This window comes from Mesorhizobium cantuariense (assembly GCF_042647205.1).
In the GTDB taxonomy this organism is placed as follows: Bacteria; Pseudomonadota; Alphaproteobacteria; order Rhizobiales; family Rhizobiaceae; genus Mesorhizobium; species Mesorhizobium cantuariense.
The window spans coordinates 7889329-7908383 of the sequence record NZ_JBHRVD010000001.1 but is presented as its reverse complement, the minus strand read 5'-3'; the positions used below and the strand labels follow the sequence as shown (position 1 = coordinate 7908383).

Genomic DNA, 19055 nt, shown 5'->3' with positions numbered 1-19055 from the left:
GTACGATGTGATGAGAGGCGGCGTATCGGGAAAACTGAGGCTCTGCGACGCGCGCTGGAAAGCGTCAACAATGCCTTTCCGAACGTCTCAAATGTCTTGGCATAGGCAACGCGGGTCGTTCACTTCTCCGTGACGTTTATAGGTTCGAAGAGACGGTTCATTTTCCCGGCGTATGAGGCGTGCTTGACCTCGGCCGGAGTCGATCTTGCCTCCACCACCCGGTTGCTCGTCGAGTATGTCGAGGATCAATGCTTCGCCGACGAAGTGGTCGAAACACTCCTGGCGATCGGCCATGGACCCAATAGACAATGCGGAAGCTGTCGGGTTCATGCTACGCGGCTCCTTCAAAGGCTTGCGGCGGGAGATCGCGATCGAAGAAGAGGCATGTCCCGCCGCGGCTCGGAGTATCGGACGTAGGTTCCGTCACTTAGGTCTTATTGAAAGAGCGGTTGTCGCGCGCCTCAGCCGCCGCAGCGCTGTTCCAGCCGGCTCATGTTGTCCACCGTCACATGGCGATTGTTCTCGATCCGGATTATGCCGTCAGCCCGCAATCGCGTCAGCTGTCGGCTCACGGTCTCGAACCTCAGTGCCAGGAAGTCAGCAATGTCGACACGCGTCAGCGGCAGATCGAAGCGCGCCGACCTGGCCGCCGGATCAACAGTCCGATCGATATTCCGGGCGATCGTGAGCAGAAAGCTCGCCACCTTTTCTGGTGCCGTCCTGCGCCCCACAGTCACCATCCATTCGCGGGCTGCGTCGAGTTCGATCAACGTCTGCTTGAATAGGCGATGCTCGAGTTCCGGTGCTTCCTTCATAATCCGCTCGACCGCCGCCTTCGGAAACGAGCACAAGGAGACAACTGTAGCCGCTTCCGCGTTGATCGGGCTTTCCACCTTGAAGGGCCGTCCCAGAAAATCCGGTGCGAACTGGAGGCCGACGATCTGCTGCCGACCGTCCGAAAGGCTTTTCGTCAGCTTGACCACACCTGAAAGCACGTTCGAATAGCTGTCGACGGCCTCGGCGTCGCCGATCAGTTTGACCCCGGGCTCGATTTTGTGACGCCACGAGGTCTTGGCGAGCCCGACCAAATGGTCTGGGTCGAGCGCACCGCAGGCACCGCGATGCCGTGCCTCGCAAGACAGGCAAAGGACGGGAATACCGGAACTGTGAATGTCCTGCTGTACCGTCATTACGCTCGCTTTTATTGATCCCAAATGCCGGCAGGATAACAATCGGTGCGAGAGAAATCCTGCGGCAGTTTGTCCATGCCGAGGGTTGACCGAAATCAATGCTTTGGCTCAGCGATGCATCTAGGGTCCCGCGATGCAAACACGGTGGACCGCGATATGCGACCGGAATTAGCTGCCAGACTTGGCGAGAACGTCCCGCGCTATACCAGTTATCCGACCGCGCCGCATTTCCATGCGGGCGTCGATGCTGCCGTTTACCGCGTCTGGTCGCAGGCGCTCGGAAGCGGTGACGAGATATCGCTCTATCTTCATATCCCCTATTGCGACAAGCTGTGCTGGTTCTGTGCGTGCCATACCAAGCAGACGCGTCATTACGAGCCGGTGGCCGCTTATCTGCGATCGCTGCATGGGGAGATCACCACGGTTGCCGGTCTTGTCAGCGGCAAGGGTCGTGTCCGAGCGGTCCATTTCGGTGGCGGTTCGCCGACGATGGTGAAGCCCGAAGATCTAGTCGCATTGGGGGTTCGCCTACGGGACAGCTTCGATTTTCTCCCGGACGCGAAAATCAGCGTCGAAATCGAACCCAATGACATGGATGAAGCACACCTGGATGCACTCGCCGAAATTGGCATGACGCGGGCGAGCCTCGGCGTGCAGGATTTCGATTCGAAAGTGCAAAAGGTGATCAACCGCGAGCAAAGCTTTTTGCAGACCAAGGCAGTCGTCGACGGAGTTCGTTCACGTGGCGTCGAATCGGTCAATCTCGATCTGCTCTACGGCTTGCCGCACCAGACCAGGGGGAGCGTCTGTTCCACCGTAGCGCAGGCGCTGACCCTGGAACCGGACAGGATGGCGCTTTTCGGCTACGCTCACGTGCCCTGGTTCAAGAAGCATCAAACGATGATCGAAGAGGCATGGCTCCCCGGTCCCACGGAGCGGTTCGCACAATCGCAACTTGCCGCACGAGCGATTGTGGACAAGGGATACGAAGCAATCGGGCTCGACCATTTCGCCAAACCGGGCGATGCGCTGGCGGTGGCTGCCCGCACAGGGGCCCTGCATCGTAACTTCCAAGGCTATACAGAGGATCGCTGCGAGACATTGATCGGTCTCGGTCCTTCGTCCATCGGCCGTTTTCGTCAGGGCTACGTCCAGAACATGGCCTCGCCCGCCGAGTACGGACGCATGGTCGCGGATGGCGGGCTGGCCGCCGTCCGCGGCATCGCGCTTTCCGACGACGATCGCGTCCGTGGCTGGATCATCGAGCGGCTGATGTGCGACTTCGCCTTCTCGGCGATCGATCTGGTAGAACGCTTCGGCGAAGCCGGCCAGAGGCTCCTTCAGCAGTCGAGTTCCATGGCCCTCCACGGTCCGGTTCGATTGCTTGAACTTGATGGCGACAAATTCGTTGTGCCGGCCGCAAGTCGCCCTTTCGTGCGAAGCATCGCGGCCAAGTTCGACAAATATTTCGAAAGTAGTACAGCCAGGCACTCGGTGGCAGTCTGAGCACCGCAGACGAACGGTCATCGTTTTCAGTCGATCGCGAACCGATTGCCCTACGTTTGTGACCCTCCATCGGCGACCGTCGCATCAAGATAGGGTTTTGAGAACGGACTAGATGCGAGGGTCTTTGGCATAGGGCGACGATATCGCCGGGTCGTGTCTTCCTTTCGAAGCTCCTCAGTCGCCCGTGAAGAAAGCCATTCGGCACCGGCGTTGTAGGCGAGCCCCGTTTCAGAGGCTATTCCGGTTGAGCTGCGGAGGTCAGGCTGATCGTGGCTGGACCGGTGACGCCGCAGCGGTTGCAGCAGCGCCAAGAGGTAGGCAAACAAAAGCCTCAGCCAGTTGAGCAAGAGGCTGAAGTTGTAGCCGACGCCGGCGAGCATGGCGTTGTTGGCGTCGCTTCGGTGAAGGCCAGGAAGTTGCGGCCCATGCGGTGGTCCTGCTTGAGATGGCCGATGACCGGTTCGACAGCGGCCCGGCGTCGCAGTGCCCGCTTGATGGCCTTGGTGATGCCGCCCCTGGTAGCCGGCGACATGGACCTTGAACATCTTGTCCTTCGGCGCGTTGTGGCCGCGATAGCCGGCATCGGCGACGATCTTGCCGAGATTGGCACCGATAGCGGTTTCGATGGCGGGAATGACGGTGGCCAGTGTGTGGCCGTCATAGCGATTGCCGGGCAGCGCCTTGACATGGGCCGACGAACTGGCCGCCGCGGTTGCGCTGCAGCGTGGTGGCGACCGAGACCTCGACGCCGAACTCATAGGCTTGTGGGCCTACCCTTGCCGATGCATTCCACCTCGGGAGCGTGCAGGGAATAGACCTTGCGGCCGCGCTCGCGCTGCCGCTGGTCCCTGACGCGCCGGGCAAGCCAGCGGCAGGGCGAAGACCTGGGCAGTTCGGGCTGCCCGGCGAGCTTGCGGGTAATGTCGCGGATCACCGCGCCGAGCATGGTGCGCAGCCGCTTAAGCGCCCGGTTTGCGCTTGGACTGCTTGGCATGGGCATAACGCTGATGCTTGATCAGCGCGAACTTGCCGACCCGCGCATAGGACTGGCGCAGGCCGATGCCGCTTTTTTGGCCAACTTCACCAGCCACTCGCGGGCCCGATGCATCAGCTTGGCGTCGGTCGGAAAGGTGATGGCCTTCTCCTGCACTGTGGTGTCAACGATCACCGCACGGACGTCGGCCGGTTTGGCCGCCCCCCAGCCGCGTCGCTGCCGCAAGGCTCTCCTGGAGCAAGGCCATCAGCCGCTCCTCGCCCATGCGCAGACGTCAGCGAGCTGCGGTCGAAGGGGCAGGCGGTGCTGGAAGAACTCCTCGCCGCAGAACAGCTGGTAATAGGGGTTCTCAAGCCAGCGCTCGCACAGCGCCTAGTCGGATAGGTTGTGCATCGACTTGAGGATGGCCAGGCCCGCCATCAACCCGGTTGGCAGCGGCGGCCGGCCGGGGTCGTCGTCATAGACCGCGCCGAGCCGTTCTTCGAGGAAACGCCAGTCGATCGACCGGGCCAGTTTCACCAGCGCATGATCCATGTTGAGGATCTGGTCGAGCCGGGATCGCAACAGGTCGGTCTGTCCGCTTTCGCGTCGTTCCTTCGGCCGCATCGCTCGCTCCCTCGCAGCTTCGCATCAACCGTCGAATCACGCGTACGGGTACGCTTTCAATTTGCCGGAAATCGCAGCTCAAAGCCACGATTTTCGGCAAAATCAAACGCAAAGCTGTAGCAGAATCCTAATTGAATCAAAGCCTTCCGAGTTCGACAATGCGGCGCTTTCCGGACAGGTCGCCTAGTTGGGCCGATTGCGGACAGGCCGCTAAAGGCTTGGATACACGAGAAAGCGGGCAAACATCGTTATTGCAGCCTGCCCATCCTTGACGTTAAGCCTGAGGCACCTTGATGGCGCGCTTGGTCGAAGTTGAGAACTCGACGCGGATACGAGTTCTCAAACTGCTGGCCAACCAGCCGACCTAAAGGCATTCCTCCAAAAGGCGTATTTCCGTTCTCCCTGTCGATTCGACAACAACCACCCAATATCCCATAGTCAAGGACCGGTGTCGGGGGATGCCTTAATGCGTTGGGGTTTAGTGTCGATCGCGGTTGCCGCCTCTGTTATTTCGGGCTGTGCTGCCGACTATTTGAACAACTACGAGACGGTGACGCTGGCAGCGGGCGACTCGCTCAATCAGAACGAGTTGCTGCAAACGGTCGATCCGTTCAATCCGAACAGCAACAACACCAAGATCGAAGGCGATGGCCAGCGCATGACGACGGTTGTCCAGCGGTATCACGGCGTGGCGCCGCCTGCGGCCGCGCTCGGCCAGGTTCCAAACAGCAGCGTCGATCTGGACTGCGCTGGCGGCAAGGGGAACAACCCGGTTGTGCAAGGCCCGGTCGCGGTAGGCCCATCCGACCCAAATGGTCTCGATCGAGATCATGACGGCGTTGGGTGCGAGCGATAAGAATGCGCTCGAAACCGAATAGGTCGAAACATCCCCATAGGGGCAGAGTCCACCAATTAGCAGATAACCGGTACAATCGGCGAAGGTATGACCGTGGGCGCGGCGGTGACCGCGTGTCGTGGTGGGGAGTTGTTTTGTTTTTGATGATGCTAGCACTACTTTGGCAGATTTTTAGCAGCGGGCGCGTTTTTGGAATTCCCAAGAGAGAGTTTGCGTGATTCATGGGAGGTCGGCTTGTGGAGGGCCGATCAATGGATGTGGACTGGCAAGCCGATCTCGAGCACTGGCTTCAACCGTTTTTGGCAGGTCTTTCGCATCCAGCTCGGCGCCGGATGTGTCCGCTGTACATTGCTGGTCTGATCGGGCCGGGCGACCGTAAGAGCGTACAACCGATGGCCGCTCGAGCGGGCGATGTCGGCTACGATCAGCTTCATCATTTTGTCGCGGCAGGGGTTTGGGACAGCGCTCCGCTCGAGGCCGCCCTGCTGAAGGAGGCAGATCGCCTGGTCGGCGATGAGGCGGGTTTTCTCGTCATTGACGACACAGCGTTACCGAAGAAGGGACAACATTCGGTTGGTGTCGCGCCTCAATACGCTTCGTCGCTTGGCAAGACGTCCAACTGCCAGTCGCTGGTGTCGGTGACCCTGGCCTCACGCGAAGTGCCGGTGATGGTGGGCCTTCGGCTCTTCTTGCCCGACACCTGGACGAATGATCCCGAGCGGATGATGCGGGCGCGCGTCCCGAAGGATCGACAGGTCGCTCTGACAAAGCCGGAGATCGCCATCGAAGAGATCGATCGTGTCATCGCCTCCGGCGTGCGTTTCGGCTGCGTGCTTGCCGACGCGGGCTACGGGTCGAGCAGCTCTTTTCGTCAGGCTTTGAGTGAGCGCGGTCTGCTGTGGGCGGTAGGACTATCGCGACGCCAAAACGTCTATCCGGCCGATGTTGATCTGATCTTCCCGGTCGCGACCACCGGCAGGCGCCGCCAATATCACATCCCGGACCAGCCGCCGGTCTCTGCCGAGGTGATGCTGTCTGGTGAGAGATGGCACAAGATAAGCTGGCGGCGCGGCACTAAAGGTCGGCTGACATGTTTGTTTGCGGCTCGCCGTGTCCGCGTTGCGGATGGTCATAAGCACCGGATGCTCGACAATCGTATGCAATGCATGCCAGGCGACGAGGTCTGGCTCGTCGGCGAACGCCGGTCGACTGGCGAGCAAAAATACTATGTGTCGAACTTACCGGCCGATGCGAGCCTCAAGATGCTCGCCGCCACGATCAAGGCCAGGTGGGTCTGTGAGCAGGCACATCAGCAATTGAAGGAGGAACTCGGCCTCGACCACTTTGAAGGCCGATCATGGACTGGATTACATCGACACGCCTTGATGACCATGATCGCCTACGCCTTTCTCCAAGCCCGCCGCCTCAAAGCAGCGGGACGGAAAAAAACGAGTCGGCGGACCACCGCCACAACCGAGCATGCCAGCTGTTAGACAAGCCATTCTCGACCTCTTCACGCGGTCGCCACGCCGCAGATGTCCTCACTGTCAGAAGCTGCTCGCACACGCCCTCTAACCTAAACTGCCAAAGTAGTGCTTCTGTAATGGGCCTTCGTTCGTCAAGTCCCCTCTGAACGATATCTCGTCGCCAGGATCATGCTTCTGTCCGTGGTCAGCGCGAAGGCCGCCACACTATGCCATCAGATCCAGAGCTGACAGGTCAATCTAGGAAGCGTGGTTTGCCGAAGCATTCACAGCACTACACACGACCTTGCCAAGCCCTCGTCCCGGCGACGGGACCTCAGGAGAGCGGTGCCGTTTCGGCTCGCTCCGAACGCTCTATCTCCTATGCCATCGCTGCGGCCTTGCTCCAGCGGAAGTCGGTCGCATCCACCCACATGCGATGGAGCACGACGCCCAACTTGCGGGCAAGGGCCACCTTGGCGCGCTTCATGCCCCGACGTTTCGCCACGTCGAGCGCCCAGTGCTTCAGGCTCGAGAAGCGGATCGCCCGCGTCAGCATGACGTGCGCAGCTTCAAAGAGCGCAGTTCGCACCATGGCGTCGCCGACCTTGCTGACACCACCGTCCCGATCGGTCTCACCGGATTGATATTTTTTGGGCGTAAGCCCGAAGTAGGCTCCGACCGTACTGGATTTTCCAAACCGCATCGGGTCGTCCACCGCCGAGCGATAGGTCAGGGCGACCAAGGCCCCAACGCCAGGTGTGCTCATCAATCTCCGGCAGACCTTATCAGCGCGCGCGATCTTCAGCATCTCGCGATGGAGCTTGCTGAACTCGCACCACAACGCCATCCGCGCCGCCAGCATCGCACCAATCACCGTCTCCAAAGTGACGTGGCCTGCTGTCAGCTCCCGGATGCGCGTCTCAAACTTTCCACGACTGACCTCTCCGACCTTCAGCCCATAGCCGCGCAAGATCCCGCGGATGCTAAGTTCGACGTCGAGAAGCTTGCCTTGCAGAAGCTTGCGTCCAACAAGAAGGGCTCGGCTATCCTTGCAAGTCACCGATTTGGCATGAACCGGACGGTACCATCCCATCCTCAGCAGTTGGGCGATCCCGCGTGCATCTTTCCGGTCGGTCTTCACCGTCATAGCCGAGAGCGCCGCCTTCACGTGCCGCGTCTCGAGCAAAACCGCATCGCGTCCGGCGGCCACAAGCCCGGCATGCAGCCATTGCGACAATGGCCCGGCCTCGAGCCCAATGCGACTAACAGACAATTCCAGTTCGTCGAAATAGCGGACCAGCGCCTCCGGCTCGCTGGCGATCTTGACCTCGCGCATGATCGTTCCGGTCGCGTCAACAATGCACACGCTGCTCTCTTCCAGAGAGACATCGATTCCCGCATAATGTTCCATGGCTGTTCCTCTCATGATGTTTGGAGCCGATCGCTCGGACTCCGTTTCAACACCATCATTCTGAGGGACAGCCACCCAACCTGGCTATGCTCGCGAAGGCCGGCCCATTACGGCATCTAGGTTCGCGCCTGGGCGGTTTCTACGCCGCGGATTGCTGAAGGAGGGGTGGGCGCCAACGATTAGGGTGCTCGACATCGATGTTCGATCAAGATGCTCGGAGAGATGCTCTGAGAGCCAACTTCCGATACTTCCTTCCGTCGAGGAGGTCTAACTGCCATCCGTACGAGGTCCTATGCGACGGGCGAAGGCGAAGATACGTATCCACGCCGCCAGCAGACATATCCATCGCGTTGAGGAGAGCCCCTTTTGCCCATTTTTCAGCCGATGATCCGCTACCTCAAGTCTCGCGAGCTGTTCGCTGGCATCGACCGTATGCCGGCATTGGGCACGCCGGTTAGCGCGCGGACGTTCGAGGTCACTAGTCCATCGACCGGCGAATTGCTGGCCGAACTCCCCGACATGGGTGTCGAAGAAACGCGCGCCGCCATTGACAAGGCCCATTGCGCACAGCCTGGGTGGGCAGCCCTGACGGCCCGGGAGCGCAGCGATATACTCTGGCGCTGGCACCAACTAATCGTGGATCACGCCGACGACCTCGCTGCCATTCTCACCGCAGAGATGGGCAAGCCACTCGCCGAAGCGAAGTCGGAGGTAACCCATGCGGCTGCGTATCTGCAATGGTACGCTGAAGAGGCCAATCGCATCTACGGGGAAACGATCTCTGCACCATCAACAGACCGCCGCATGCTGGTGATCAAGCAGCCGATCGGCGTCGTTGGTACGATCACGCCATGGAATTTTCCCGCCTCCATGGTTGCGCGCAAGATTTCGCCGGCTCTCGCCGCCGGCTGCACAATCGTGCTGAAACCTGCTGAACAGACGCCACTCGTGGCAGGCGCTATGTTCGCCCTGGCGCAGCTGGCCGGTTTTCCCGAAGGCGTGGTCAACCTTATCTACGCTTCCGAAGGCGACGCTATCGGCCGCGAACTCTGCTCCAACGCCAAGGTCCGCAAGATCAGCTTCACGGGCTCGACCGAGGTCGGCCGGCTCCTCATGCGTCAATGCTCGGACCAGATCAAGAAAGTCAGCCTTGAGCTCGGCGGAAATGCGCCTTTCATCGTCTTTGACGATGCAGATATCGATGCTGCCGTTGACGGTGCGATCCAGGCGAAATTCCGCAATGCCGGCCAGACTTGCGTTTCTGCAAATCGCCTTTACGTCCAATCCGGCGTCCACGATGAGTTCGTCGAAAAGCTCGCCGAAAAGGTTTGCCAGCTTTCAGTCGGTGACGGCTTCGATCCGGGGGTGTCCATTGGGCCGCTCATCGACAAACGCGCTCTGGCAAAGATCGAATCCCATATCGCCGATGCCGTTGCGAAAGGCGGAATCGTTCGATGCGGGGGCGATCGCGTCGGTATGGAAGGCACACTTTTTCAACCGACTGTCCTCACCGAGGTTTCTCGCGCGATGACAGTGGCGCAGGAGGAGACCTTCGGACCCCTAGCACCTATCATTCGCTTCCAAGATGCGGATCAGGTTGTCCGCGAGGCCAATGACACAATCTACGGGCTCGCAGCCTACTTTTATGCCTCCAACCTGAAACGCGTGTGGCGCGTGGCCGAAGCTTTGGAATATGGCATGGTGGGCATCAATACAGGACGAATGTCCTCGGAAGCAGCTCCTTTCGGAGGAATGAAGCAATCCGGCATCGGGCGGGAGGGGTCCCGCCATGGGCTCGAGGACTACCTCGAAATGAAATATCTCTGTATGGGCGGAATTTGAAGCAGGGCACGCGCCGGCCGAAACAGGGGTCGGAGCCGGGCTCGTCTTCGGCCGCGAGGGGACGGGGGCTTTGTAGAGCTGAACGGAAAAAGCAGACTCACCTGTTACGTGATAACCACATACTGGTGATAAGAAAGCTTAGCGGTAGGCAAGGCCGGCTCTGAAACAGGAAGCCAGATTGGCAAACAACCAACATATTTCGTACGATTTGTATCAGCCCGGCCAGAACTACGACGGGGTAACATCCAAGCTCAAAGAGCTTGGGAACTGGGCCAAAATCCACAAGTCTTTCTGTATGTGAACCCGTCCTATACGGCCAGCCATCCGGCGGCGCACGTCTGGTCCGCTATGCATACTCGCAATACGTATATGTCGTCGACGCCATGAACAACGAAGCGGCATGCACAATCTGTCGGACGATGCTACCAACTATATTAAGAACCAGTGGTACAAGTAGTCCTTTTCGTCATTTCGCCCTTGTAACGAACCTCATTTTTCTTCACGTTCTCGGCATCGACAGAGGGGCCGCAGAACGAACCCATAGCGGAGATCCGCGCCAAGAGCTCGGATCGATGAAGTAGTCGCTCAAACGTGCGCTTCACCGGCAAGACGCGCAACGGATCGCCCGATGCAAACCCGTGTTAACGGGGTCGAAATGGTAGCAGCGGTCGTAGCAATGGGTGTAGAAGTACACTGGCGCGGCGGCCCGGCGGCTGACACCACGCCGGCGCCCGGACCGCTTGTGCGACGTGGGGCCGGCCACCCCGGTAATAGAGCTACAGGGCGACCAGCTCGGCGAGCTTGGCCGCGACGTCTGCCATCAGATTTTCTGCAGTACTCAGCCCGCTTCGCGAACCGAGCAGGGGGCTGACTTCGCGGAGAGCTTCGTACGTCGTGTCGTGCACAATGGGGACGAGCAGGTCACGCGCTAGTGGATGGAATCCAACGCTTGGTGCCCGCGTTTAACGGCAGCGATGATTTTGTCTGGGTCGGCGGCCCAAGTGAAGGGCTTTGGTTTCTGGTTGTGCTCAGCGAGAAAGCGGTTGATTGCCGCCTGGAGGTCGACGACCGAGTGGAAGACGCCTCGCTTGAGGCGCCGCTTCGACAGTTTGGCAAAGAAGCCCTCGACGGCGTTGAGCCACGAGCACGAGGTCGGGGTGAAGTGGAAGGTAAAGCGTTGATGGCGGTCGAGCCAGGCACGCACCTTGGGATGCTTGTGAACGGCGTAGTTGTCGAGGATGACGTGGACGGCCTTGCCGGCCGGCACTTGCGCCTCGATGGCGTTGAGGAAGCGGATGAACTCCTGGTGGCGGTGGCGCTGCATGTTCTTGCCGATGACGGTGCCGTCCAGCACGTTGAGGGCGGCAAACAGCGTGGTCGTGCCATGCCGTTTGTAGTCGTGCGTCATGGTGCCGAGCCGTCCCTTCTTCATGGGCAGACCAGGCTGCGTGCGGTCGAGCGCCTGGATCTGGCTCTTCTCATCGACCGACAGCACGATGGCGTGGGCCGGCGGATCAACATAGAGGCCGACGACGTCGCGCAGCTTGTCGACGAATTTCGGATCGTTGGAGAGCTTGAACTGCCGCCAGCGATTTGGCTGCAGCCCGTGCGTCTTCCAGATGCGGCGCACCGCGCTGGCGCTGATGCCGGCCGCCGTCGCCATCATGTCGGCGGTCCAGTGCGTCGTCTCGCCCGGCGGGTCTGCAAGCGTCAGCGCTACCACGCGCTCGGCCACCTCGGGTCCGAGTGGCGCAATGCGCGAGGGCCGCGTCTTGTCGCGCAGCAGCCCTTCGAAGCCTTCGGCGGCGAAGCGCTCCTGCCAGCGCCACACGCAGGTCTTGGACTTGCCGGTTTGCCGCATGATCTCGACGGTGCCCACGCCGTCGTCACTCAACAGAACGATCTCGGCGCGCCAGACATGCTTCTGCGGCGCATTACGATCCCTGAGCAGCGCCGTCAGGCGCTGGCGATCGATCGGCGAAACGGTCAACGAAATTCCTGTACGCATGCGCCAGACTCGCATGCACGCCCACCAAAGGGAATCCCAAACAGGACTCTTATGTCAGGAGGAAACCACTAGGAGTGCCGATAATTCTTTGTCGGCGATGCCCTCTCCTTGGAGGCGGCGCAGCAGCGCAGGGGTCACCAGCACGATCCCGACTCGCGACTTCGTCGCCCTTGTCGATTTCGCGGAGCAACCGCGTGCCGAGGGCGACGTCCTTCTCGCTGAACCAGACCGAGACACCGCGCAACTCGAGCAGATCGTGCAGTTCCGTGGCGGCCCCTCTCCGGTCGTCCCACGCATGGCAGAGAAAGACGTCCCGAAGGTCAGGCCGGGGCGCTCGCTTTTCGACGCTGTCGCGGACCGGCGTGAGTGCCCGCACCTCGGCAAGCGTGTACGCCACGGGCGAACCGGCTCGCGACCATCTCGGCCAAGGAGCCGCTTGCCGCCCTTTTAGGCCTTCGATCCGTTTGCGATGAATGGCAGCTTTCGAAAGTCAGAGAAAGACTTGGTAACGGCCGATTATAGGCGCGAAGCGGGCCAAATGGGTTCATCCAAACCGCGGTTCTTGCAAAAACCCTCTCGGCAATATAGCCCCACAAACGGCACAAACGGGACGTTAATGGAAAATGAAAGCACGATGACTGCATCCGACGAGCAGCACGACAACGCCGACTTGGTATCACTCTCCGCCGACATAGTTTCTGCATACGTGTCGAATAATCTGATACCAGTCCCGGAAAACGTAACCCGTCGTTGTTGGTACAATCCTCGCGTTCCGCCAGACATGGAGGCATGTCTCCATCGATAGATTCAACTCATCAGCCATCCGCCAGCTAGGCCAATGAACGCGTCTCGGTCCCTGGCCGCTTGGGGTATTTCCAACCGCATCGCACCGAGAAGCATGCGCATGTTGGTAGCGATCAAGTCCGCCAAACTCTTCACCTGACGCTTTTCAAGAGCACCGAGACAGTCCGCGAGGCCTAATGCAATCTCGGACGGATAACGCTGGTGCATGCGTTTGCGTGCCGCAGCACTTTCTATTCCCAGCGCCAGGAGAAACGCATTAAGCTGTTCTGGGGTAACTTCATCGAGCGTTTCCGCCTCACCGATCCTGTAAGCGAGCTCGTCGGTCAGAGTGTCGTCGAGCCTGGTCGGCAAGATATCGTAACGCGGCGCAAAGTGGATTCTGCCTCCAGGTTCATAGAGCAGGGCGAAGTTTTTTGCATGTCCATCGTTATTGCCTATCAGGAGATCAAATATCGTGGCCCTGATGAAGGTTTCCTTCGCCTGGGCGGGATCGACCGTCGCCTCAAGTATCCTGCGGATGCCCGAAACGTCGAAGCGCCGGCCTGCCTTGCCACGCCTTTCGTACTTCATCGAGACCGGCAAACCGAGGGCCTGCGCGAAATCCTCCTGATGAAGACGCACGATCCTGTTCTGTCGGTCTCTGCCTCGGTCGAAGCGGGTCACGAGTAGGGTCTCGATCCCGCCAATCGGCACTACAGAGACTTCGGCCGTGTCGAACCCCAGCGCCCCGGAAAGCCTCATCGCCTCGGCCTCATACCGGGCATCCTGCTGATGATCGCGATCGGGCACTTTCAGGATGTGTGTCGTCGGGCCCCCCGATCCCCGCTTCGGCTCGGCAAACCTACCGTCCGGCAGAACAGTCAGGGCTATCTTGCTTTGCACGCCTGCCAAAGGGGACGGATCTTCAGTTCCGTCCGGCAGGCGTTTGCGCTGATGGAGTGCTTCGACGATCGCGATCATGCGATCCTGCGGAATGGGTACATAGTCGCTTTCGTAGTCGCCCGGGACTTTTGTCGGCGGCGATCCTGACGGAAGAACGGAAAGTGCTCCGGCACAGTCTTTTCCAAGGTGATATAGCAGGCCAGCTATGTCATCGCGGGTCAGGCCTTCTCGTGCCAGCACGTCGGTTGCGCTCCTGCAGAAGGTTGTCGAAGAATGCTCGCGCTATAACGTCACGGTAAGGTTCTTCGGCAAGCGGAAGGGATAGCGATAAGGCGGTCGCATCTGATCTTCGAAGGTAGTCTGCCTTGTAGACGAAGGCGACTGAGCCGTTTTCGTCACGCACGAGGGCGCCGATCGGATCGACGAAACCGTCCAACCGCACATCAAGGGCAAGCACCTCCATTGTATCAGCGCACCTGAGCAAGCAGCGATATGCCGGCTGCTTGCGCGACCTTCAGGACCTTACCCAATTCAAGTGTGGGTTTGCCGTTTTCCAGTTCGGATAAAAACCTGCGCCCCACTCCAGCAAGGTCAGCGAAACTTTGCTGCGAGAGATGTCGGGCCTCGCGGGCGCGCCGGACTAGCCGCCCAATATCTGAGGCAGAGACGATCTCCAGTCCTAAGGTATCCGTCCCGCTATGGCGCGGTGAGGCCGCGCCGGCGTCCTCGTCCTCGTCGTTAGTCTCGCTGCCGCGCAGCAGATAAGCGTCGGGAAGCGTTCTGGGCAGGGCAACCGTGATGAGTTGTGAAACACCAGGAAGCTTCAGGTTGACCTGCGGTATTGCGCCGGTCAGTTGTTTGGTCAGGTCCCCCAGAGCGTTGACGCGGGAAAGTGCCTCGACGGTCCCCGTCGCATTGACTGATTTCCTGATCGTCTCATTACGATGCAACAAGTCCTTGCTGGCCGCTTCGAGCGCTTCACTGGAAGCATTGATGTGTGCGATGTGTTTCGCCAGGTCTTGAGAAGAGGGAATCTGGGAAAGCGCCTTAGCGATCTCTCCCGCCTGCAAAGAGTTCTTGATCGTGGCATTGTGGCGCGACAGGGCCCGAGTGGCGTTTCTAAAGGTATCGTCAGACGATTTGAGATCCGTGAGAAGCTTCGTCAGATTCTGGGCAGGACCCGCCTGCGCAAGCAGCTTTGCGATGTCTGTCGCGCTGCCAGCGCCCGTAAATTGCATTCTTTTGGCCATGCTTTGCTCCCGAGCGGGAACATAGCCTTGCTTCTTCAGACTTTCAAGAAGATTCGCTCCCGAACGGTATCATAGCTCATATTGATCCCGAACGGGTTCAGGCGCTTTTAGTGAGAACATTCTAACGCCGTCTGATACCGTTCGGGTGCATAAGTAGTCGAGGGCCGATTGTCCATGCCTGCGGGCCGACCGTCCGATGTCGGACTGGAGCACGTCGGCGATATTCCTAAAATGTGGGATCGATTTGTCTGGCAGGCTACCAATACATGGTGCATAACAAGTAGAAAGCTCAATTTTTTCAACGGCATGGCGAGAAATCGAAAGACGCTTCCCCCGCCAGTCAATCCCTAAAAAAGGCCGGGAACCATGGGGTTTGGCGATTTTCGCTTAGTGACCAACTAACCAATCTACTAATCAACCGTTCAGGCAGCACAATCACTTCCGATTGTCGCCGTGGGCGGTATTTAATCCGCGCGGGTTTGGGAAAGGGTGTCGGATGATGCGTGGGCGATTTGGCACGATCCCAGCAACATGTTTAGCCAATATGTCGAGGCACGATTGTTCCTAAGACGTTTCTCCCGGCTATCGGCTACGTGATCGTTGAAAAGTCGCGACGGCGCTGGGTGCGAGGTACCATCCCCACCAAGCCCATCCAGTCGTGCAATTGAGGATTGGGGCCGTTTGTGCTTGGATGATCGATGGGCATATGGGAGGGCGACATGAGCGCAAACCAGCAGTCACCTTGGGAACGGTTAGACGCGGCTGCCACGGATCGATTGATCGAGCGGCTTCTCATGGGAGTTGGCCTTGCCGGTATTGTTGCGGTCGTTGCAGTAGCAGTCTGGCTGTACAGCGGCGTTGGTTTCGGCCATTGGTTTGGCTATGTCGTGGCGGTTTTGGTCGCCGCCGGCCTTGCATCAATCCGCATTGGGGGGATAGGCATAGGCCTTTTGGTGACAGCGCTGGCAGCGTTCCTCTTTGGCGTGCTGGGGTTGATTGGCGGCTTGATTTTTACCGTCCTGTTCTTGTTGGCCAGACGGTAGCCCGCAATGCGAATTTCGGATGCTGACTATTACACCTTGGGCCATTTTATCTCCGCAGTCCTAACAAGGGTGCGAGACGGCCACTGTTCTGCCGGCGAAGGTCGCTCCGCAATAATGCACACGTTGACAGCGTGGGATCGCGAGAACTGGCAAGAATTCGGGCCGTGGATGACGATGATGATGGAACAATGGAAATCCGACGACACCAACCGGACCTAGAAGGCCAGAATTCCTTTGCCGATTTGCGATTGCGGCTAATTCGAATATCTGTTGCTCACTTTAGTCTGGTCATTGAACCACTTTCGGCGAAGCCGATGCCGCGTATGTTGCGGCCAACGCCGCAAACCCATCCGGGTCGGACGCTCTAGCCGTCGCGATAAAGTAAAGTTCCTCGCCCTGCGCCTAATCTAACCCACATCCTCAGCTCGGCTTTGTACGTTCTGGTCAGGTCCAGCTCCAGAAAAGGCTGTTGGTTGCGATGTGGCTGAGCGCCTGATCGAGGGGCAGGACACAGCCGCCCATATCGTCGATGTCTTCCCATTTTCGGCGGTGTGACCAGTAGGCGATGCTGACCTCATCGCCTCTGCCGGTCGGCTTGAGACGGGCGATCGGCGCCTCGGTTGCCAGCAGGTACAGGTGGTAGGCACCTTTGTCCTGGTAGCAGCCAACGCCGCCACCATTGGCCTCGTCGAACGCTTCGATGCCAGGGCCACGTCGTCCTTTTCCATTGTGCAGTCATAGCTGCCGCGGGCCCGGGCAGGCCTGATTCACTTCGCCGCACGGTCATTGCCTTGCAACATGTGCTGGCCGGGATTCGAAGCATGGGATGCTGCACCATCCCAGCGCCGCTGTCGGCGATGCCGTTCCCCAGATCCTGCGCCAGTGGCTTCAAGCGTTGCGCACCTGCTTCACAGCGCCCAGTTGGGAACATGTCCTTGTTCTGATCATGGGAGCTTTGCTGGCGCCGGGCAAGCGGACCGTCAGTTCCTGCCTACGCATGACCGGCCGGGTCGAGGCCGCCAACTTTGCAAGCTACCACCAGATCCTCAACCGAGCCTGCTGGAGCCCCCGCAGCATTGCCAGGCGATTGCTGGGCCTTATGGTCGAACGGCTCGTGCCAGATGGCTTCATCGTCATTGGCATGGACGACACCATCGAACGACGATGGGGACGCCGGATCAGCGCACGGGGCATCTACCGGGATCCAGTGCGCTCCAGCCATGGCCATTTCGTCAAAGCCAGTGGCCTGCGCTGGTTGAGCTTCATGGTGCTAACCCCGGTGCCATGGACAAGCCTGGTAAAGGCCTTGCCGGTCTTGACCCTGCTTGCTCCGTCCGAGCGATCCGACCATCAACGCGGGCGGCGCCACAAGCTGCTGACCGACTGGGCGCGGCAGGGCGCACTGCAACTCTGTCGCTGGCTGCCGGGGCGCCGCATCATCTTCGTGGGCGACAGCAGCTTTGCCGTCCATGAACTGGCCCATGCCATCACTGCCAGGGCAACGCTCATCAGCCGGCTGCGACTGGATGCCAGCCTGTTTGCGCCGCCGTCAAAGCGGACCACGCGCACCGTCGGTCGGCCAGCGCAAAAAGGTCCAGCGCTACCAAAGCTCAAGACACTCCTGTCCAACCCCGCCACGACCTGGGCCAGGATCATCGTGTCCGCCTGGTATGGCCATGTCGAAGGCAAGACGCTCGAGATCACGTCTGATACCGCCTTGTGGTACAGGCCCGGTACCCCGGTAATGCCGATCCGCTGGGTGCTGGTCCCGGATCCCGATGGCAAACGCGCCCCTCAAGCCTTCTTCAGCACGGACATCCCCTCGAGCCCGCCGAAATCATCGCCCTGTTCGTCCGGCGCTGGCAGATCGAGGTCACGTTCGCTGAGACCCGTGCCCATCTTGGCGTTGAGACCCAGCGGCAATAGTCCGACAAGGCCATTGCACGAACCACCCCGGCATTGCTCGGGCTCTACAGCTTCATATCGCTATGGGCCTGCGATCTGCTCACCGGCACTACCACCCCATACACCGCAGCGTGGTACCGAAAAACCAGCCTGACGTTCAGCGACGCCATCGGCGCCGTCCGCCTCGCAATCTGGATCGGCGATATTAATCAACACTCCCCGCCAAACCGGGAGCGACAAAATATCCCGCAAGAGCGCATCCTGCGAATGGCCCAAGCCCTGTGCTTCGCCACCTAACGTACAAAGTCGAGCTCAGTTCGTCGGGTGTCGAAACCAATCGCATCAATCAGGATGGCACCCGGGAAGAGGCAATGCTCAGCCGCCTGCTAGGCGAGTTCCGGGAACCGCTTTTGCAGATCATGCCTGCCGCTCTGATTGACGAGATAGATCTCTTGTTCAACTTTCGCGGCGGACCCCCGATACGCCATGAACTTGCACACGGGAAAATGACCGATGGCGAATTCTGGAGCCCGGACGCTACCTATTCGATATGGTTGGTTCTCCACATCGTGATTTTGCCAACGCTGAGGTTCTGGGATGATGTTGCGGCAGAAATAACGCATCGCGGCCGACGCTGGTTCTGCATCAGCCTCGTTCCTGCTCTGGTTTTTGCACTGGAATTTGCTCATGATGGAAAGTTATTGATCTTTCTATCGCAAGAAATCGGATTGAATCCCGCTCTGCCATGTCAAGGGGCACAGAGGTCATAACTGAATACGATCGACTGGACAGCAAAGGAATTTCCCATCGGGAGAATGGCCGTACCGGAGGACCTTCGGATCGATCCCCACACCCCATCGGGTGGTGATCTAGTCTAGGCCAAAATCTAGTAGCACGGCGATCGGTTTCCGAGTTGAAGTGTATGTGCGGTTGCGTTGAGTGAGGCAATATTCGGGAACCGAACCAATCCACAGAAATATTTTGTTGGTATTTTTGTTGGTTGGTGCTGTCGCTGTGCGAGTTCCAAGCGTTTGAAAACAAAGCTAGATTTTCTTGGCTTGGATTCCGCCTCTGGGCACCATTTTTCAACAATATCAATGGGTTAACTATTGGATGGTGGGCCGCCTCGCGCGCTGCTGAAACCCTGTCCTCTACGTCAATGCGACCACCTTTCCGGCCTCAATTCTGATCGTCTGGCTACCGACGCCCGCGCACTCGGTCAAATCTCCTTGGCTAGGTCCAAGCAGCACCCGCGCTGCCCACTTGAAATCCTGAGTGTCAACTGTCATATT

14 protein-coding genes and 2 pseudogenes are annotated in these 19055 nt (G+C 59.3%); 7 read left to right on the top strand and 9 right to left on the bottom strand.

Annotated elements, in window-relative coordinates:
* Positions 1-87: 87 nt before the first annotated feature.
* Positions 88-330 carry a hypothetical protein gene (locus ACFOJ9_RS38435; RefSeq protein WP_378976327.1) on the bottom strand — a complete coding sequence of 81 codons (243 nt, stop codon included), beginning with the start codon at positions 328-330 and terminating at the stop codon, positions 88-90.
* 131 nt (positions 331-461) lie between these two features.
* Positions 462-1190, bottom strand: a complete 729-nt coding sequence (locus tag ACFOJ9_RS38430) for a Crp/Fnr family transcriptional regulator (protein WP_095082125.1) — start codon at positions 1188-1190, stop codon at positions 462-464.
* 156 nt (positions 1191-1346) lie between these two features.
* On the opposite strand from ACFOJ9_RS38430, the gene hemN reads away from it, so the two are divergent.
* Positions 1347-2696, top strand: coding sequence for an oxygen-independent coproporphyrinogen III oxidase (gene hemN / locus ACFOJ9_RS38425; protein WP_095084250.1), 1350 nt, complete (start codon positions 1347-1349; stop codon positions 2694-2696).
* A 293-nt stretch (positions 2697-2989) separates the two neighbouring features.
* On the opposite strand, the pseudogene ACFOJ9_RS38420 reads toward hemN, so the two are convergent.
* Positions 2990-4296: pseudogene (locus ACFOJ9_RS38420) on the bottom strand (IS5 family transposase); the annotation flags it as partial.
* 481 nt (positions 4297-4777) lie between these two features.
* Between ACFOJ9_RS38420 and ACFOJ9_RS38415 the strand changes: the two are divergent.
* Both ACFOJ9_RS38415 and ACFOJ9_RS38410 read left to right on the top strand, forming a co-directional pair.
* Positions 4778-5152 (top strand): calcium-binding protein, encoded by a 375-nt coding sequence (locus ACFOJ9_RS38415; protein ID WP_245331022.1) that lies wholly within the window; start codon positions 4778-4780, stop codon positions 5150-5152.
* 214 nt (positions 5153-5366) lie between these two features.
* Positions 5367-6645 (top strand): annotated as a pseudogene (locus ACFOJ9_RS38410) (IS701 family transposase).
* A gap of 352 nt (positions 6646-6997) precedes the next feature.
* On the opposite strand, the gene ACFOJ9_RS38405 reads toward ACFOJ9_RS38410, so the two are convergent.
* Positions 6998-8029 carry an IS110 family transposase gene (locus ACFOJ9_RS38405; protein WP_378987462.1) on the bottom strand — a complete coding sequence of 344 codons (1032 nt, stop codon included), beginning with the start codon at positions 8027-8029 and terminating at the stop codon, positions 6998-7000.
* Between the two features lie 384 nt (positions 8030-8413).
* On the opposite strand from ACFOJ9_RS38405, the gene ACFOJ9_RS38400 reads away from it, so the two are divergent.
* The gene (locus tag ACFOJ9_RS38400; protein WP_378922012.1) at positions 8414-9871 is read left to right on the top strand and encodes an NAD-dependent succinate-semialdehyde dehydrogenase; all 1458 of its coding nucleotides are present in this window, start codon (positions 8414-8416) and stop codon (positions 9869-9871) included.
* A gap of 928 nt (positions 9872-10799) precedes the next feature.
* Here ACFOJ9_RS38400 and ACFOJ9_RS38390 read toward each other — a convergent pair.
* From ACFOJ9_RS38390 to ACFOJ9_RS38370, 5 genes are all read right to left on the bottom strand, one after another.
* Entirely contained in the window at positions 10800-11879 is a 1080-nt protein-coding gene (locus ACFOJ9_RS38390; protein ID WP_378987459.1) for an IS630 family transposase, read from the bottom strand.
* 49 nt (positions 11880-11928) lie between these two features.
* Complete coding sequence (locus tag ACFOJ9_RS38385; protein ID WP_449288657.1) at positions 11929-12255, bottom strand: toll/interleukin-1 receptor domain-containing protein; 327 nt, start codon at positions 12253-12255, stop codon at positions 11929-11931.
* 431 nt (positions 12256-12686) lie between these two features.
* Positions 12687-13805 carry a HipA domain-containing protein gene (locus ACFOJ9_RS38380; protein WP_378987456.1) on the bottom strand — a complete coding sequence of 373 codons (1119 nt, stop codon included), beginning with the start codon at positions 13803-13805 and terminating at the stop codon, positions 12687-12689.
* Positions 13774-14028, bottom strand: a complete 255-nt coding sequence (locus ACFOJ9_RS38375; protein ID WP_378987453.1) for a HipA N-terminal domain-containing protein — start codon at positions 14026-14028, stop codon at positions 13774-13776. The genes ACFOJ9_RS38380 and ACFOJ9_RS38375 overlap by 32 nt, the downstream gene beginning before the upstream one ends.
* A 4-nt stretch (positions 14029-14032) precedes the next feature.
* Positions 14033-14815, bottom strand: coding sequence for a helix-turn-helix transcriptional regulator (locus ACFOJ9_RS38370; protein ID WP_206073678.1), 783 nt, complete (start codon positions 14813-14815; stop codon positions 14033-14035).
* A 719-nt stretch (positions 14816-15534) separates the two neighbouring features.
* Here ACFOJ9_RS38370 and ACFOJ9_RS38365 point away from each other — a divergent pair.
* From ACFOJ9_RS38365 to ACFOJ9_RS38355, 3 genes are all read left to right on the top strand, one after another.
* Complete coding sequence (locus ACFOJ9_RS38365; RefSeq protein ID WP_143748679.1) at positions 15535-15858, top strand: hypothetical protein; 324 nt, start codon at positions 15535-15537, stop codon at positions 15856-15858.
* Between the two features lie 826 nt (positions 15859-16684).
* On the top strand, positions 16685-17917 hold the full coding sequence (locus ACFOJ9_RS38360; RefSeq protein ID WP_378987450.1) for an IS701 family transposase: 1233 nt from the start codon (positions 16685-16687) through the stop codon (positions 17915-17917).
* Between the two features lie 217 nt (positions 17918-18134).
* Positions 18135-18533, top strand: a complete 399-nt coding sequence (locus tag ACFOJ9_RS38355; protein ID WP_143748680.1) for a hypothetical protein — start codon at positions 18135-18137, stop codon at positions 18531-18533.
* Positions 18534-19055 lie beyond the last annotated feature (522 nt).